Consider the following 16,411-nt stretch of genomic DNA (forward strand, 5'->3'; position numbering starts at 1 on the left):
AAAGCCCGCGTCGCAGTGCGATTCGCGGGCTTTTCTCGTCGGTGGCCGTCAGGCGCCGGCGAGCAGCTTCCAGTTACGCGCCTTCGGGAACTTGGTCTGACGGGCGACCCAGCCGGCCATCTTGGCCCAGTGCGTCGGGGCGGGAGTGACGATCGAGCCGAGCTCACGGCTCCACTCGTCGGTCTCGGCGAGGCCGTCGACGCGCTCGACGAGCGCCTTCGCGATCGCCATATCGCCGACCACCCGGTCGCCGAGGATGCCGTCGGCGCCGACCAGGGTGATCCGCACGCCCTGCTTGCCGAGGTACTGCAGCACGGCCGTTCCCGAACCACCGTGCTGGGCGAGGAACTTCACGATGGACTTCTCGACCTCGGCCGGCACCTTCACGGCCTCGGGGGCGGCGGTTGTACTCATGGCGGTGAGTTTACCGGCAGGTAGTTTCCAGTCCAGCCCCGAGTGGTCCGGAACACGGGGTGTAGAAAGGGGACTCATGCGCGCGATTCAGGTTTCCGAGCACGGTGGTCCCGAGGTCCTGCGGTACGTCGAGGTGCCGGACCCGCAGGCCGGGCCGGGTCAGCTACTGGTCGATACCCAGGGCGTCGGCGTCAACTACATCGACATCTACTTCCGCACCGGCCAGTATCCGCAGGCGACGCCCTACCTTCCCGGCTCGGAGGGCACGGGCATCGTGGTGGCGATCGGCTCGGACGTCACCGAGTTCGCCGTCGGCGACCGAGTCGCCTGGGCGTCGGCGCCCGGCAGCTACGCGGACCTGGTCACCGTCGACGAGGCCGTCGCGGTGAAGGTGCCCGACGACGTCGAACCCGCTGTCGCGGCCGCTGCCCTCCTGCAGGGCATGACCGCCCACTACCTGACCGAATCGGTGTTCTCCCCCGAACCCGGCGACCCAGTACTCGTCCACGCGGGCGCGGGCGGCGTCGGCCTGCTGCTCACCCAGATGGCCGTCGCGAAGGGCGCCAGGGTCATCACCACGGTCTCCACCGACGCCAAGGAAAAGCTCTCGCGCGAAGCGGGCGCCACCGAGGTCCTGCGCTACGACGACGACCTCGCCGCCCGCGTGCGCGACCTCACCGACGGCATCGGCGTCGCCGCGGTCTACGACGGCGTCGGCGCCAGCACGTTCGAAGCCAGCCTCGCCTCGCTCCGCGTCCGCGGCACCCTCGCCCTGTTCGGTGCGGCCAGTGGCGCGGTCCCGCCCTTCGACCCCCAACGCCTCAACGCCGCCGGTTCCCTCTGGCTCACCCGCCCGTCGCTGGGCGCCTACACCCGCGATCGCACCGAATTCCTCTGGCGCGCGACCGAGGTCTTCGACTGGATCGCCGCGGGAACCCTGAACCTCCGCATCGGCGCCACCTATCCGTTGGCCGATGCCGCCCAGGCGCATCGCGACCTGGCCGACCGCAAGACCACCGGCTCGATCGTCCTGCTGCCCTAGCCGACACCGGCCGGGCACTCCGGTGCCCGGCCCTGCGCTCGGTTCAGTAGTCGCGGCCCGTGAGGCCGCGGTAGACGAAGCGGGTGATCGACTCGATCGCCTCCTCGTCGGTGAGGGTCACCGACCCGTCTTCGACCATGCGCAACATCCCGTCGACCGCCGCGAACATCATGGCCAGGCTGGCGTCGACCGTTCCCGGCAGGCGTAGTTCGCGTTCCGGGAAGTCCGCCACGTGATCGGCGATATCGGCGCGCTGCTCCGCGCCGAACCCGGCGATGATCCGGGCGAAGTCCGGGCTGACCAGCGCCGCCTGCCCGATCGCGCGCAGGACCGAGGCGTGTTCGCGGGCGAAAGTCCAGTAGCCGCGCACGTGGTATCGCACTGCCGCCGGATCGGTGAAGTCGCCGTTGTGCTCGGGATCGGCCGCGCGCTCGTCACCCGCGACGGCCATATCGCGCAGAAGCGCTTGCAGCAGTTCCTCTTTGCTCGCGAAGTGGTTGTAGAACGAGCCCGCGGCGCGGCCCGCGGCGGTGGTGATGTCGGTGATCTTCGCGTTCAGGTAGCCGTGTTCGGCGAAAACCTGCCGGGCGGCGTCCTTGAGTGCCTGCTCGGTTTCCGCGGATTTCTCGCGCCTGCTGCCCGCCACCGGACATCACCTCCTTGACAAGCACGGTACCAACACTGAAACTGAATTCATATTCACTGAATGTCGGTTCAGTTCTTGTTTCAGGAGGTATTTCCATGTCAGAACAGGTACTCGTCGCCGGTGCGGGCCCGACCGGTCTCACCCTCGCCATCGACCTCGCTCGGCGCGGCGTGGACGTCCGGATCGTCGACCGGGCCGATTCTCCGTTCCAGGGATCACGCGGGGACGGCCTGCAACCGCGCACCCTGGAGGTGTTCGACGACCTCGGCGTCATCGACGCGGTACTGGCGGCCGGGCGCGAGCTCCCGGTGATGCGCGCCTACTTCGCGGGGGCCTTCGTCGGCGAGCGGCGCATGGCCGAACCGGTCGAGCCGACGCCGGATGTGCCGTATCCGAATGCCTGGGTGCTCGGCCAGTCCGACACCGAGGCGATCCTGCGGGCACGGCTCGCCGAGCTCGGGGTGCGAGTCGAATTCGGCACGGCGCTAGCCGATTTCACTCAGGACGACACCGGTGTCACGGCGACATTGCACCGCGACGGCACACCGGAGACGGTGCGCGCGAGCTACCTGATCGGTGCCGACGGTGGCGCGAGCGCGGTGCGCAAGCGCCTCGGGATCGCGTTCGACGGCAGCACCGACGACTCGATCAAGATGCTGCTCGGCGATGTCCGCGCCGACGCCCTCGACCACGAGTACGGCTACTGGTTCGCCGCCGCGGCCGACCAGCCGATGACCGGCTTCGCCCTGTCTCCACTACCGGGCGCGCGGCGCTTCCAGTTCGCCGCCCCGCTGGCCGACGACCGCTCCCCCGATCTGGCCACACTGCAGGATCTCGCCGACCGCCACGGCCCCGAGGAAGGTCTGGTGCTGAGCGACCTGTCCTGGATCACGGTGTGGCGCCCCAACATTCGACTCGCGCAACGATTCCGCGACGGCCGGGTGCTCCTCGCGGGCGATGCCGCCCACGTCCACCCGCCCACCGGCGGCCAGGGCTTGAACACCGGTGTCCAGGACGCCTACAACCTGGGCTGGAAACTGGCCGCCGCGCTCGGCGGCGACCCCGCCCCGCTCGACACCTACGAATCCGAACGTCGCACGGTCGCGGCCCGGATCCTCGGCCTGAGCACCGAACTCCTCGACAAACTCGTCGACGGCGACGAGGACGCGATGCAGCGCGGCCCCGAAACCCGCCAGCTCGGCATCACCTATCGCTCCCCCACCGAGCACGGCCAGCTCGTCGCGGGCGACCGCGCACCGGACGCCCCGCTACACGACGAATCCGGCCGACCGATCCGCCTGTTCGACCTCTTCCGTGGCCCGCATGCCACCCTGTTGCGTTTCGCCCCGACGCCCGGGCCCGCTGCGACGGACGCCGCAGCCCTCGATGATCCCGACGTCCACACCGTCGAGATCCACCGGTTCGACGCCCCCGGCGACCGATCCACCGACACCGACCGCCCCACGTTCACGACACTCGTCGACACCGACGGCCACGCCTTCACCGCCTACGCGGCCACCTCCGGCACCGCCGTCCTGATCCGACCCGACGGCCACCTCGCACATCGCTGGTGACGTTCACCCGACACCGCCCTTGACCCGACGAGCGTGACCGGGTCCGGAAACGCCAGTGGCCGGGCATCGCTGCCCGGCCACTGTCGCGAAAGAATGTCTTACAGCCCGACGAGGCTGCCCACCGTGTCCCACCCGAGCACCGAGTCGACGGCCAGGCCACAGAACACCACCGCCAGGTAGTTGTTCGACTGCAGGAACAACTTCAGCGGCTTCACCGACTCACCACGGCGCACCCCGGAGTAGAGCTGGTGCGCCATCAGCAGGAACCAGGCGCCGGCCACCAGCGCGACCGCCGCGTAGATGACGCCCGTCGCGGGCACCAACGCCATCGTCGCCAGCACGGTCAACCAGGTGTAGATGACGATCTGCTTGGTCACCACCTGCTCGGTGGCGACCACCGGCAGCATCGGCACACCGGCCGCGCGGTAGTCCTCCTTGTAGCGCATGGCCAGCGCCCAGGTGTGCGGCGGCGTCCAGAAGAAGATCACCGCGAACAGCACCAGTGCGGGCCAGCCGATATCGCCGGTCACCGCGGACCAGCCGACCAGAGCGGGCATGCACCCGGCCGCGCCGCCCCACACCACATTCTGCGAGGTCCGGCGCTTGAGGCCCTTGGTGTAGACGAAGACGTAGAACAGGATCGTCGCGACGACGAGCGCGCCGCTGAGCAGGTTGGCCTGCCACCACAGCCAGGCGAAGGAGATCGCGCCGAGCGCGACGCCGAACACGAGCGCGTGCGAGGTGGGCACCGCATCGCGGGCAAGTGGCCGCCGCGCGGTCCGCTTCATCACCTTGTCGATGTCGGCGTCGGCGACACAGTTGAGGGTGTTGGCACTGGCCGCGCCCATCCAGCCACCGAACAGGGTGACCAGGATGAGTCGGATGTCGACGGTGCCGCGGTCGGCCAACAGCATCGTCGGAATGGTCGCGACGAGCAGCAGCTCGATGACGCGTGGTTTGGTGAGCGCGATATAGGCAAGGGGCTTGCGCACGATTCGCGCGGCCAGACTGTCGCCCGCGAGGCGGTCGGCCAGGGCCGTCGACGAAGTTCCGTGCGCACCGCTACTACCCGGCTCGTGACCGATCCGCACTGTTTCTCCTCGCACGCTGTGCTTCGCTTCGCATCCGGTAATGGAACGAGCAGCGCGCGGCTGCGGCGCGGCCACTACTACAGAGGATGGTAGACCCACTCACCTGCCGCTCCGCGCCAGACCCCCGCCACCGTGGGCGCGGTCACTACTCCTCGCGACCGGGTATCCCGGGCCCACGCGGCGGTGAACCCGTATCGACGCGCAGGTGAACGGCACCGCGACGATCCTCGCGTGCGTCGCGGCGACGGTCGACACCGCACACCGCCGGTACGCGGCGATCCGCACTAGACTCACTGCCAGGGTTCGCGCCGATCCGGTGTCACAGCACCACTAGGGTATTCCTGTACATCGGTACGCACCCCGGCCGCGTGCGACCCGCTTCGATCATCATCGCCGCAGCCAAGCTATCGCCGTCGACGAAACCTAGGTCAGGAGAACCACGGTCGTGCCAGTCACAGACGACATTCGCGCCCTCACTCAGCGGAACTACCCCAGCGACTGGACGGACATCGACACCAAGGCCGTCGACACCGCCCGGGTACTCGCTGCCGACGCCGTGCAGAAGGCGGGCAACGGGCACCCCGGCACCGCGATGAGCCTCGCGCCGGTCGCCTACACCCTCTTCCAGCGCACGATGCGCCACAACCCCGCGGACCCGAGCTGGGTCGGTCGCGACCGGTTCGTGCTGTCCTGTGGGCATTCCAGCCTCACCCTCTACATCGAGCTCTACCTGGCCGGTTTCGGCCTGGAGCTGACCGACCTCGAGCAGCTGCGCCAGTGGGGCTCGCTCACCCCGGGCCACCCCGAGTTCCGCCACACCGACGGCGTCGAGATCACCACCGGCCCGCTGGGTCAGGGTCTGGCTTCCGCGGTCGGCATGGCGATGGCCGCGCGACGTGAGCGCGGGCTGTTCGACCCGAACGCCGCCGAGGGCGCCAGCCCGTTCGACCACTTCATCTACACGATCGCCTCGGACGGCGACCTGCAGGAGGGCGTCACCGCCGAGGCCTCCTCGATCGCGGGCACCCAGCAGCTGGGCAACCTCGTGGTGATCTACGACGACAACGAGATCTCCATCGAGGACGACACCGACATCGCCTTCACCGAAGACGTGGCCAAGCGCTACGAGGCCTACGGCTGGCAGGTACAGATCGTCGAAGGCGGCGAAGACGTGGTGGCCATCGAGAAGGCCCTCGACGCGGCCAAGGCCGAGACGTCCAAGCCCTCGATCATCATCCTGCGCACCATCATCGGCTTCCCGGCCCCGAACAAGATGAACACCGGCGGCGCGCACGGCGCCGCCCTGGGCCCCGACGAGGTCGCCGCGGTGAAGAAGGCGCTCGGCTTCGACCCGGAGAAGTCCTTCCAGGTCGACCCGGCCGTCATCGAGCACACCCGCAAGGCACTGGCCCGCGGCGCGCAGGCACAGGCGCAGTGGCAGCAGGGCTTCGACGAGTGGGCCGAGGCCAACCCGTCGAACAAGGCGCTGTTCGATCGCCTGCAGACCCGCACCCTGCCCAAGGGCTGGACCGAGGCGCTGCCGAGCTTCGAGGTCGACCCCAAGGGCATGGCCACCCGCAAGGCGTCGGGCAAGTTCCTCGCCGCGGTCGCCGACGAGCTGCCCGAGCTGTGGGGCGGTTCGGCCGACCTGGCCGAGTCCAACAACACCACGATGCCCGGCCAGCCGAGCTTCGGCCCCGAGTCGATCTCCACCGGCGCGTGGAAGGCCAACCCGTACGGGCGCACCCTGCACTTCGGTATCCGTGAGCACGCGATGGGCTCGATCCTCAACGGCATCGCGCTGCACGGCCCCACCCGCCCCTACGGCGGCACCTTCCTGGTGTTCAGCGACTACATGCGCCCGGCCGTCCGCCTGGCCGCGCTGATGCGGGTGCCCGCGATCTACGTGTGGACCCACGATTCCATCGGCCTCGGTGAGGACGGCCCGACCCATCAGCCGGTCGAGCACCTGGCCGCGCTGCGCGCGATCCCCGGCCTCAATGTCGTACGCCCTGGCGATGCCAACGAGACCGTCCACGCCTGGCGCACGATCCTCGAGCGTGACTCCGACGAGCACACCTCGCACTTCCCGGTGTACGAGTCGCCGCAGCAGGACGGCCCGTCCGCACTGGCGCTGACTCGCCAGGACGTTCCCACCCTGGAGGGCACCAGCTACGAGGGCGTCAAGAAGGGCGGCTACGTGCTGGCCGAGGCGTCCACCGGCGCCCCGGAAGTGATCCTCATCAGCACCGGCTCCGAGGTCCACCTCGCGGTCGCCGCGCGCACTACCCTGGAGGAGCAGGGCATCCCGACCCGCGTGGTCTCGATGCCGTGTGTGGAGTGGTTCGACGTGCAGGATCAGGGATACCGCGACGAAGTGCTGCCCCCGTCGGTGCGGGCAAGGGTCGCGGTCGAAGCCGGTATCGCGATGCCGTGGTACCGATTCGTCGGTGATGCGGGCGAAATCGTGTCCATCGATCACTTCGGCGCGTCGGCCGACTACAAGACTCTGTACCGCGAATTCGGTATCACCCCCGATGCCGTCGTCCGCGCGGCACTGCGTTCCACCGACAAGGTGAAGGGGTAAAAACCATGGCACAGAACGAGAATCTCGCCGCGCTCTCGGCCGCGGGCGTCTCGGTGTGGCTCGACGATCTCTCGCGTGATCGCATCCAGTCCGGCAACCTCGCCGAACTGGTCGCGACCCGCAGCGTCGTCGGCGTCACCACCAACCCGAGCATCTTCCAAGCCGCGTTGAGTGTCGGCCACGCCTACGAGGGACAGCTCAAAGACCTTGCGTCCCAAGGCGCCGACGCCGACGCGGCGATCCGCACGATGACCACCGACGACGTGCGCGCCGCCTGCGACGTGCTCGCGCCGGTGTTCGAGGCGACCGGTGGCGTGGACGGGCGCGTGTCGATCGAGGTCGACCCGCGCTTCGCCTTCGACGCCGACAAGACCGTCGCCCAGGCGATCGAGCTGTGGAAGATCGTCGACCGCAAGAACCTGTTCATCAAGATCCCGGCCACCGAGGCGGGCCTGCCCGCGATCACCTCGGTGATCGGTGAGGGCATCAGCGTGAACGTGACGCTGATCTTCTCGGTGCCGCGCTACCGCGCGGTGATGGGCGCCTACCTCGACGGTCTGCGCAACGCCAAGATCGTCGGCCACGACCTGGCCAAGATCCACTCGGTCGCTTCGTTCTTCGTCTCCCGCGTGGACACCGAGATCGACAAGCGCCTCGAGGCGATCGGCACCCCGGAGGCCCTCGCGCTGCGCGGCAAGGCCGGTGTGGCCAACGCTCGGCTGGCGTACGCCGAGTACCAGGATGTGTTCGACGGTGGCGCGCATACCTCCACCTACAACCACCTGGCCGCACAGGGCGGCAACCGGCAGCGGCCGCTGTGGGCGTCGACCGGGGTGAAGAACCCGGATTACCCCGACACCCTCTACGTCACCGAACTCGTCGGCCCGAACACAGTCAACACCCTGCCGGAGAAGACCCTGCAGGCGTTCGCCGATCACGGCGAGGTGCTGGGCGACACGCTCAGCGGCCGCGGCGCCGAGGGTGCCCAGGTCTTCGCCGACCTGGCAGCGGTCGGTATCGATCTCGACGATGTGTTCGCGCTGCTCGAGCGCGAAGGCGTCGACAAGTTCGAGAGCGCGTGGGGTGAACTGATCGAGGCGACCACCGGCGCGCTCGGCGTCGCTGCGGAGGGCAACTAACACGATGGCCGGCACAGCATCGACGGATCAGGCGGCGGGGCTGTGGCACAACCCGCTGCGCGACGAACGCGACAAACGGGTTCCCTTCATCGCGGGCCCGTGCTCCATGGTGATCTTCGGCGTCACCGGAGATCTGTCCCGTAAGAAGCTGATGCCGGCCATCTATGACCTGGCGAACCAGGGGTTGCTTCCCCCTGGTTTCGCTCTGGTCGGCTTCGCTCGGCGCAACTACGCCGACGAAGACTTCGCCTCGGTGGTACTCGAGGCGGTGAAGAAGCACGCGCGCACCCCTTTCCGCCAGGAGGTCTGGGACCACCTGGCCGAGGGAGTGCGGTTCGTGCAGGGCAGTTTCGACGACGACGCGGCCTTCGCGACGCTCGCCGACACCTTGAAAAATCTCGACCAGACCCGTGGCACCGGCGGCAATTACGCCTTCTACCTGTCGATTCCGCCGAATATGTTCCCCGTGGTGCTCGATCAGCTCTCCGAGCACAATCTGGCTCAGGCCACCCCGGACCCCGACGGGTACACCCCGTGGCGGCGCGTGGTGATCGAGAAGCCGTTCGGCCACGATCTGACCAGCGCCAAGGAACTCAATGCCCTGGTCAACCGGGTCTTTCCCGAAGAGCAGGTCTTTCGCATCGACCACTACCTCGGCAAGGAAACGGTCCAGAACATTCTGGCGCTGCGCTTCGCCAACGAGTTGTTCGAGCCGATCTGGAACGCCAACTACGTCGACAGCGTGCAGATCACCATGGCCGAGGACATCGGATTGGGCGGTCGCGCAGGCTATTACGACGGGATCGGCGCCGCGCGTGACGTCATCCAGAACCACCTGTTGCAGTTGCTCGCGCTGACCGCGATGGAGGAGCCGACCTCCTTCGAGCCGATGCAGCTCACCACCGAGAAGATCAAGGCCCTCTCGGCCACCAAACTCGTCGCGCCGCTGGACGAGACCACCGCGCGCGGGCAGTACACCGAGGGCTGGCAGGGCAGCGAGCACGTGGTCGGCCTGCATCAAGAAGAAGGCTTCGATCCGCAGTCGCGGACCGAGACCTACGCCGCGCTCACCCTGCACGTGGAGAACCGCCGCTGGGCGGGTGTGCCGTTCTATCTGCGCACCGGAAAACGCCTCGGCCGCAGGGTGACCGAGATCGCGGTGGTGTTCAAGCGCGCGCCGCACCTGCCCTTCGACCAGACCATGACCGAGGAACTCGGCCAGAACGCACTGGTCATCCGGGTGCAGCCGGACGAGGGCATCACCTTGCGCTTCGGCTCCAAAGTCCCTGGCTCCGGCATGGAAGTGCGCGACGTGAACATGGACTTCAGCTACGGCGAGGCGTTCACCGAGTCCTCCCCCGAGGCCTACGAACGGCTGATCCTCGACGTGCTGCTCGGCGTGCCGTCGCTGTTCCCGGTCAACGCGGAGGTCGAATTGTCCTGGCGCATCCTCGATCCCGTGCTCGCGCACTGGGCCGCGGGCGGCAAACCCGAACCCTACGAGGCCGGTACCTGGGGGCCCACCTCGGCCGATGAGATGCTCGCGCGCAGCGGGCGGGAATGGCGGCGTCCGTGATCGTCGACATGCCCGATACCAACACTGTCGATGTCGGCAAGCGGATGGTGCAGTTGCGCGAGACCAACGGCGTGATCACCCAGGGCCGGGTGCTCACCCTGGTGGTGTGCACGCTGGACTCCTCCGAGGCCGAGGACGCGATCGACGCCGCCAACGACGCCAGCCGCGAACATCCATGCCGCGTCATCGTTCTGGCCCGCGGTGACCGCGATGCCGAGACCCGCCTCGACGCTCAGATCCGCGTCGGCGGTGACGCCGGTGCGGCCGAGGTGATCGTGCTGCGCCTGCAGGGCGCGCTGGTGAACCACGAGAGCAGCGTCGTGACCCCGTTCCTGCTGCCCGACACCCCGGTGGTGGCGTGGTGGCCGCGTGGCGCGCCGGACTTCCCGTCGATGGACTCGGTGGGCAAGCTGGCCAAGCGCCGCATCACCGATGCCACCTACGCCCGCGATCCACAGGCCGCGATCAAGAAGCGCCGCTACTCCTACGCGACCGGCGACACCGATCTGGCGTGGAGCCGCATCACCTACTGGCGGGCACTGCTGGCCGCGGCGCTGGACGAGCCGCCGTTCGAACCGGTCATCTCGGTGACCGTGTCCGGCCTGGCCTCCGAACCCGCGCTCGACACCCTGGCCGGTTGGCTGGCGTCCCGTCTGCACTGCCCGGTGATCCGCAAGACCGGGGAGTTGAAGGTGGAAATCCAGCGCGCCACCGATTCGATCGCCATCGAACGCCCGCAACTAGGAAGGACGGCAACGCTGACCCGCACCGGCGAACCCGATCAGCGGATCGCGCTGGCACGCCGGGAAACTCGCGATTGTCTCGCCGAAGAACTGCGTCGGCTCGATGCCGACGAGATCTACGCCGAGGCGCTCGCCGGAATCGAGAAGGTGACCTATGAGTGACCACGTAGACGTGCACGACGACCTCGGTGCCGAATTCCCCGCCAACACGATCGAGATCCACGACGACGCCGACTTTCTCGCCGACGCGGCCGCCGAGCGCTTCATCGATGTGATCGTCACCGCCCAGGCCGAACGCGGCCACGCGTCGGTCTCTCTCACCGGTGGCAGCGACGGCATCCGCCTGCTCGAGCGAGTCCGGCAGTCCCCCGGCGACATCGACTGGTCCACCCTCTACGTCTACTGGGGCGACGAGCGTTTCGTCCCCGACGGCGACAAGGACCGCAACGAACTCCAGGCCCGCGAGGCGCTGCTGGACTTCGTCCCGCTCGACCCGGCGCACGTCTTCCCGATCGCTCCTTCCGACGGCGCCTACGGCTCTCCAGAGGAAGCCGCCGCCGCGTACGCCCAGCTCGTGCACACCGAACTCGACGAGCGCGGCGAGTTCGACCTCACCGTCCTCGGCATGGGCGCCGAAGGCCACATCGACTCCCTGTTCCCGCACTCCCCCGCAGTGCAGGAAACCAAGGAATACGTTGTCGCCGTGCACAATTGCCCGAAGCCTCCGCCGACCAGGATCACGATGACCCTGCCCGCGATCCACCGCTCCCGCCACGTGATGCTCGTGGTCAGCGGCGAGGCCAAGGCCGCCGCGGTGGCCGCCGCCGTCAACGGCGCCTCCCCCGACGACATCCCGTCGGCAGGCGCGGTCGGGATCGAGTCGACCACCTGGGTGATCGACGAACCCGCGGCGACAGGTCTGCTGCTCGACGACGAATAACGCACCTGACGAAGCCGGGCCCGATGATCGCGGCCCGGCTTCGTCGTGTCAGGTGACCGGAGTCAGGGAGCTCGCCCAGAAGTCGGCGTAGCGGCCTGCTCGGTGGAGAAGTTCGTCGTGGGTGCCGTCTTCGGCGATGTGGGCGTTGTCGAGGAAGACGATGCGGTCGGCGCGGCGGACGGTGCGGAGGCGGTGGGCCACCATCACGACGGTTCGCCCGGCCATCAGGCGTTCGATGCCCTCATGGACTGCTGCCTCGTTCAGGGGGTCGAGGGCCGAGGTCACCTCGTCGAGTAAGACGATCGGGGCGTTCTTCAGGAGGGCTCGGGCGATCGAGACTCGTTGGCGCTCACCGCCGGACAGCGCTGTGCCGCCTTCGCCGACGTTCGTTGCCCAGCCGCCGGGGAGTCGGTCGATCACCTCGTCGAGACGGGCCGCACCGGCCGCGGTTCTCACCTCTTCGTCGGTGGCGTCGGGGCGGCCGAGGCGGATGTTGTCTTCGATCGTGCCGTCGAAGAGGTAAACGTCCTGGAAGACGATGGCGAACTGGGCCATCAGCGTGTCGGTGCCGATGGAGCGCACGTCGACGCCGCCGATGCGTACGGTGCCCGCGTCGACGTCGTAGAAGCGGGCGATCAGTTGCAGGAGCGTGGTTTTGCCCGCTCCGGACGGTCCGACCACGGCCAACCGTTGGCCTCGGGGAACCGTCAGCGATACATCGTCGAGCACCGTGCGGCCGCCGTGCCGGAAGGTGACGGCATCGAAGGACAGGTCGTGGGCTTTCGGCTCGAGCGGAGTCGCGGGTTCAGGCAGGGTTTCGGTCCGCAGGAGTGCTTCGAGGCGCACCAGTTCCGATCGGGCGCTGCGGAGTTGGCCGCCGATATCGGCGAGCGACAGGAGCGGGTCGGCGCAGCGGGCGGCGAGGACGAGGATTGCCAAAACTTCTGCGGAACCGATGTTTCCGTCGAGGGCGAGGTAGGTGCCGAGGGCCAGCAGCCCGGTGAACACTGTTTGCACCGCGAGTGAGAGGCCGAGGATTCCGGGCAGCGCTGTGAAGGCGCGACGGCGCGAGGTACGCGCGACTTCCTGGAGCGAATCGTCGAGCAGGTCGAACCGTTGCGCGGTGCGCCCTCCTGCCCGCAGCACCGGCTGCGCCTGGAGATATTCGATGACGCGTTGCGCGGCGTCGTGGTCACGTTCGTGCCGCTGCGCGTCGTCGGCCGCCATCGCGCGCCCCGACCAGACCTGGATCGCCGCCACGATCGGCACAGCGACAGCGGCGGCCGCGCCCATCTGCCAGTTGAACGCGAAGATCACGACGATGATCGTCAACGGGGTCACAGCGGCGGAGATCAGCGGCGCCATCAGGTGTGCGAGCACGCTCAACGCCTGCAGCACACCACGACTGGCGAGCACCGACACCTCACCCACGCGACCCGCTGTGTACCAACCGATGGGCAGGCGGGCCAGATGATCACCGAGCCGGTAGTACACCCCGCGCAGCAGCGTGGTTCCGACGCGGAAGCCGGAGAGGTCGCTGCGGTAGCGCAGCATCGCGTAGACGGCGACAGCGATGCCCATCGCGATCAGCCAGGGGCGCGCGCCGGCGGGATCGTCGCCGAACAGCGACCGCAGCACGGGAACCAGCAGCGCGTAGGACAATCCCTCGGCGACCGCGGTCACGGTCATCAGCGCGACGGTGCGCCGGACCGGTCCGGCGTATTCGGGTCCGAGCACGCGAAACAGCATGCGAATCATCGTGGGTCTCCCTGTAATTCCGCGGTCACCGTTCGGTGCGAGTGCCAGAAGTCGGCGAATTTTCCCTGTTGGGATAGCAGATCGGCGGGTCGGCCGCGTTCGACGATCGTGCCGTTGTCGAGCATCACGACCATGTCGGCATCGGCGATCGTTTCCAGCCGGTGGGCGATCACGAGCAGGGTCCGGTCGCGACCGAGCGATGTCAACGCCTGGCGCACCGCCTGCTCGGTCTGCGGGTCGGCGAAGGCGGTCGCCTCGTCCAGGACCAACACCGGCGCGTCGGCGAGTAAGGCCCGCGCCAGCGAAATCCGCTGCGCCTCACCACCGGACAACGCCGTGTCATCGCCGATCACCGTGTCGTAGCCGTGCGGCAACTCGAGAATACGCTCGTGGATATTCGCCTGGCGGGCGGCGCGAATCACGTTGTCGCGGTCCGTCTGTGGAACGGCGAGGGCGATATTGTCCGCGACCGACGCGCGCAGCAGTCGCACATCCTGGAAGACGAACGAGACCGTCCGATAGAGCTCGCGGCTGCCGAGTTCGCGCAGGTCGACTCCGCCGAGGGAGACGGTGCCCTCGACCGGATCGAAGAACCGCGGCAGCAACTGGACCAGGGTGGATTTGCCGCTGCCCGACGGCCCGACGAGCGCCGTCACGGTGCCGGGTTCGAGCACCAAGTCGATCCCGCGCAGTACTTCGTGTTCGGCGTCGTACCCGAACCGGACCCCGCGCATTTCCACCCGGTGCCCCTGCGGTGCTCTCGGCTGGGTCGGCTCGGGCAGCGGCGCCTCGTCGAGAACGTCGCGAATCCGGCCTGCCGCGCGACCAGCGGCCTGGAGATCGTCGAAACCGTGCCCGAGCGCCGCCACCGGTGCGGTCAGGCCGATGCCGAGTAGCAGGAACGGCAGCAGATCGGCCGAGGCCATCCCACCGTTCGTGATCAGCGCCGTACCGCCGATCAGCACGACCAGCAGCACGAACGGCGGCGACAGCGCCACCTGCATGCCCGCCGCGATTCCGGCCAGACCACGCACCATCCGCAGGAAGATGTCGGCGAAATCGTCGGTGGCGGTGCGGAATCTGCGATGAGCGCGCTCGGACCCGCCGAAGGCCTTCACCACCGCGATGCCCTGGACGAACTCGACGACCGAGCTGGCGATCGCGCCCATCGCGGTGTCGAAATCCTGTTGTTCGCGTAGCCGACTCGGGGTCATCATCAATGGGACCAGCGCGATGGCCAGCACCACCGGGATCCCGGTGATGAGCGTGAGCCGCCAGTCGACGGTGAACAGGTAGATCAGCGAGACCAGCGGCACCACGAACGCCGACACCAATTCGCCGGGCGCGTGAGCGATGAACGGGTGCACAGCGCTCACGTCGTCGCCCACGATCTTGGCCAGCTCACCGGTGCGACGCCGCGCGAACCAGCCGATCGGCACCCGCCCCAGCTGATCGGCCAACTGCCGCCGCAGCGACAGCTGGACTCGATCGTCGAGCAGGTGTCCGATCGCCGAAGAGGCTGCGGTACACAGCAATCGGACGAGCAGGCCCACCGCTCCGGCCAGCACGACGAACCACACGTGAGCGCGGTCGACCTCACCGGGCGACAACAGGGTACGACCCAGCTCGACGACTGCCAGCAAGGGAGCCAGCCCCGCCACGGCGCCGACGACCTGCAGGATCACCACCGCGCCGAAGCTGCCGAGATACGGCCGAAGCAGGCTCGTGAGACGCGTTGTTCGAGTCGGATGTTCGCTGATGGTGGTCATCGGCGCACTCCCGAACGCACAGCCAGGTGGCTTCGCAGATGGTCGAGGATCTCCGTGCGGGCGGGTCCGGCGGCCGGGATCAGGCCCTGCATGCTCAAGAAGCCATGTGTCGCTTCGGGATAGCGGGTCAGCGTGACTTCGACACCGGCCTTTCGTAGACGATCGGCGTAGGCGGGCGATTGATCTTCTAACGGATCCAGTCCAGCGGACAGGATGAGGGTGGGGGCCGAACCGGCGAGGTCGTCGTGGAACATCGGCGATATCGTCCGCGCATCGAAGCCTTCGGGCAGCGCGATACGTTGCACCGCGCGGCAATTGGCCGGTGTCGCGGTGGGACTGTCCGCGTTCTCGGTGAACGAGGGGTACTCGAACACCCCGTCGGTCCAATCGAGTTGCGGGTTGATCAGGACCTGCGTCCGCAGCGCAGGCGTCTCGAAGGCGGTCAACACCGCGAGCGTCGCGCCCGCGCTGCTGCCGAGCAGCGCGAGCCGAGTTCCGTCCGCACCCCACTTTTCCGCCTGGGCGACAAGTTCCGGCACCGCGTCGCGGGCATCCTCGACAGCGGCGGGAATCGGATGCTCCGGCGCGAGCCGATAGTCGACCGAAACGACCACCGCCGGACACTCGGCAGCCAGGTGGCTCAGCAGCCAATCATCTTGCTCGGGAACGCCACTGATGAATCCGCCACCGTGGAACGCGACGATCAGGTGCAGCCCCGAACCCTCGCGGACCGGTCGATGCACCCGAACATTCACGGTACGACCGGGCAGTTCGAGCGTGTGCGTGGTGCTGCGCGCACCCCGGTCCGGCTTACCGGTGATGAACGTCCCGATGGCGGACCGACGCAACTTCTCCTGTGCCCCACGCAGCTCGACGATCTCGGTCGGCGTGATCGAATCCCAATCCGGCCCACTATTGAGCGCGGACAACACTCGCATCCGTAAGGGAACTCTGCCTCGCATGATGTGCCTCCTGGCGCTCGCTCACCACCCGCTCTCGCGGCGGCGTAGAGCAACCCTGGCAGGAAGGCTCACCGGTCCGCTTTCGGAAACATGCGGTTCCCGCCCAGCCGTTTCGCGACAGCGCCTGGTTAAAATGTCGGGCGATCGGTGTGGCGGGGGGACGAGTTGCC

At 68.2% G+C, this 16,411-nt stretch carries 13 protein-coding genes; 7 read left to right on the forward strand and 6 right to left on the reverse strand.

The window, feature by feature from the left end:
- Positions 1-48: 48 nt before the first annotated feature.
- Positions 49-414 (reverse strand): hypothetical protein, encoded by a 366-nt coding sequence (locus OHS03_RS16635; RefSeq protein WP_328663836.1) that lies wholly within the window; start codon positions 412-414, stop codon positions 49-51.
- 76 nt (positions 415-490) lie between these two features.
- Here OHS03_RS16635 and OHS03_RS16640 point away from each other — a divergent pair, with 76 nt between their 5' ends.
- Complete coding sequence (locus OHS03_RS16640; protein ID WP_328663838.1) at positions 491-1,456, forward strand: quinone oxidoreductase family protein; 966 nt, start codon at positions 491-493, stop codon at positions 1,454-1,456.
- 43 nt (positions 1,457-1,499) lie between these two features.
- Here OHS03_RS16640 and OHS03_RS16645 read toward each other — a convergent pair whose 3' ends face one another.
- Complete coding sequence (locus OHS03_RS16645; RefSeq protein WP_328663840.1) at positions 1,500-2,102, reverse strand: TetR/AcrR family transcriptional regulator; 603 nt, start codon at positions 2,100-2,102, stop codon at positions 1,500-1,502.
- A 95-nt stretch (positions 2,103-2,197) separates the two neighbouring features.
- Between OHS03_RS16645 and OHS03_RS16650 the strand changes: the two genes are divergently transcribed.
- A complete protein-coding gene (locus OHS03_RS16650) occupies positions 2,198-3,676 on the forward strand; it encodes an FAD-dependent monooxygenase (protein ID WP_328663842.1) in 1,479 nt (492 codons plus the stop codon).
- Positions 3,677-3,774: 98 nt separating this feature from the next.
- Here the strand turns inward: OHS03_RS16650 and OHS03_RS16655 are convergent, their stop codons facing one another.
- The gene (locus OHS03_RS16655) at positions 3,775-4,710 is read right to left on the reverse strand and encodes a heme o synthase (RefSeq protein ID WP_235569431.1); all 936 of its coding nucleotides are present in this window, start codon (positions 4,708-4,710) and stop codon (positions 3,775-3,777) included.
- Positions 4,711-5,212: 502 nt separating this feature from the next.
- Between OHS03_RS16655 and tkt the strand changes: the two genes are divergently transcribed.
- The 5 genes from tkt to pgl are packed head-to-tail and all read left to right on the forward strand — an operon-like array spanning position 5,213 to position 11,752.
- Complete coding sequence (gene tkt, locus OHS03_RS16660; RefSeq protein ID WP_328663844.1) at positions 5,213-7,354, forward strand: transketolase; 2,142 nt, start codon at positions 5,213-5,215, stop codon at positions 7,352-7,354.
- Between the two features lie 5 nt (positions 7,355-7,359).
- Positions 7,360-8,493 carry a transaldolase gene (gene tal / locus OHS03_RS16665; protein WP_328663846.1) on the forward strand — a complete coding sequence of 378 codons (1,134 nt, stop codon included), beginning with the start codon at positions 7,360-7,362 and terminating at the stop codon, positions 8,491-8,493.
- Between the two features lie 4 nt (positions 8,494-8,497).
- The gene (gene zwf, locus OHS03_RS16670; protein ID WP_328663848.1) at positions 8,498-10,069 is read left to right on the forward strand and encodes a glucose-6-phosphate dehydrogenase; all 1,572 of its coding nucleotides are present in this window, start codon (positions 8,498-8,500) and stop codon (positions 10,067-10,069) included.
- Complete coding sequence (gene opcA, locus OHS03_RS16675; RefSeq protein ID WP_174555374.1) at positions 10,066-10,974, forward strand: glucose-6-phosphate dehydrogenase assembly protein OpcA; 909 nt, start codon at positions 10,066-10,068, stop codon at positions 10,972-10,974. The genes zwf and opcA overlap by 4 nt, the downstream gene beginning before the upstream one ends.
- Positions 10,967-11,752 carry a 6-phosphogluconolactonase gene (gene pgl, locus OHS03_RS16680; RefSeq protein WP_328663850.1) on the forward strand — a complete coding sequence of 262 codons (786 nt, stop codon included), beginning with the start codon at positions 10,967-10,969 and terminating at the stop codon, positions 11,750-11,752. The genes opcA and pgl overlap by 8 nt, the downstream gene beginning before the upstream one ends.
- Before the next feature lie 48 nt (positions 11,753-11,800).
- Here the strand turns inward: pgl and OHS03_RS16685 are convergent, their stop codons facing one another.
- Genes OHS03_RS16685 through OHS03_RS16695 form a run of 3 tightly spaced genes read right to left on the reverse strand, consistent with a single transcriptional unit; the run spans position 11,801 to position 16,241 of the window.
- The gene (locus OHS03_RS16685) at positions 11,801-13,510 is read right to left on the reverse strand and encodes an ABC transporter ATP-binding protein (protein ID WP_328663852.1); all 1,710 of its coding nucleotides are present in this window, start codon (positions 13,508-13,510) and stop codon (positions 11,801-11,803) included.
- Complete coding sequence (locus tag OHS03_RS16690) at positions 13,507-15,279, reverse strand: ABC transporter ATP-binding protein (RefSeq protein WP_328663855.1); 1,773 nt, start codon at positions 15,277-15,279, stop codon at positions 13,507-13,509. The genes OHS03_RS16685 and OHS03_RS16690 overlap by 4 nt, the downstream gene beginning before the upstream one ends.
- Complete coding sequence (locus OHS03_RS16695) at positions 15,276-16,241, reverse strand: alpha/beta hydrolase (protein WP_328663856.1); 966 nt, start codon at positions 16,239-16,241, stop codon at positions 15,276-15,278. Before OHS03_RS16695 ends, OHS03_RS16690 begins: the two co-directional genes overlap by 4 nt.
- Positions 16,242-16,411: the final 170 nt, after the last annotated feature.

It is taken from the genome of Nocardia salmonicida (genome assembly GCF_036142455.1).
GTDB lineage: Bacteria > Actinomycetota > Actinomycetes > Mycobacteriales > Mycobacteriaceae > Nocardia > Nocardia salmonicida.

Excerpts from the sequence above, each read along its gene's own strand:
- OHS03_RS16685 (WP_328663852.1), bottom strand. The coding sequence starts at position 13,510 with ATGATTCGCATGCTGTTTCGCGTGCTCGGACCCGAATACGCCGGACCG.
- pgl (WP_328663850.1), top strand. The coding sequence starts at position 10,967 with ATGAGTGACCACGTAGACGTGCACGACGACCTCGGTGCCGAATTCCCC.
- OHS03_RS16650 (WP_328663842.1), top strand. The coding sequence starts at position 2,198 with ATGTCAGAACAGGTACTCGTCGCCGGTGCGGGCCCGACCGGTCTCACC.
- zwf (WP_328663848.1), top strand. The coding sequence starts at position 8,498 with ATGGCCGGCACAGCATCGACGGATCAGGCGGCGGGGCTGTGGCACAAC.
- tal (WP_328663846.1), top strand. The coding sequence starts at position 7,360 with ATGGCACAGAACGAGAATCTCGCCGCGCTCTCGGCCGCGGGCGTCTCG.
- OHS03_RS16695 (WP_328663856.1), bottom strand. The coding sequence starts at position 16,241 with ATGCGAGGCAGAGTTCCCTTACGGATGCGAGTGTTGTCCGCGCTCAAT.
- OHS03_RS16690 (WP_328663855.1), bottom strand. The coding sequence starts at position 15,279 with ATGACCACCATCAGCGAACATCCGACTCGAACAACGCGTCTCACGAGC.
- OHS03_RS16635 (WP_328663836.1), bottom strand. The coding sequence starts at position 414 with ATGAGTACAACCGCCGCCCCCGAGGCCGTGAAGGTGCCGGCCGAGGTC.
- OHS03_RS16640 (WP_328663838.1), top strand. The coding sequence starts at position 491 with ATGCGCGCGATTCAGGTTTCCGAGCACGGTGGTCCCGAGGTCCTGCGG.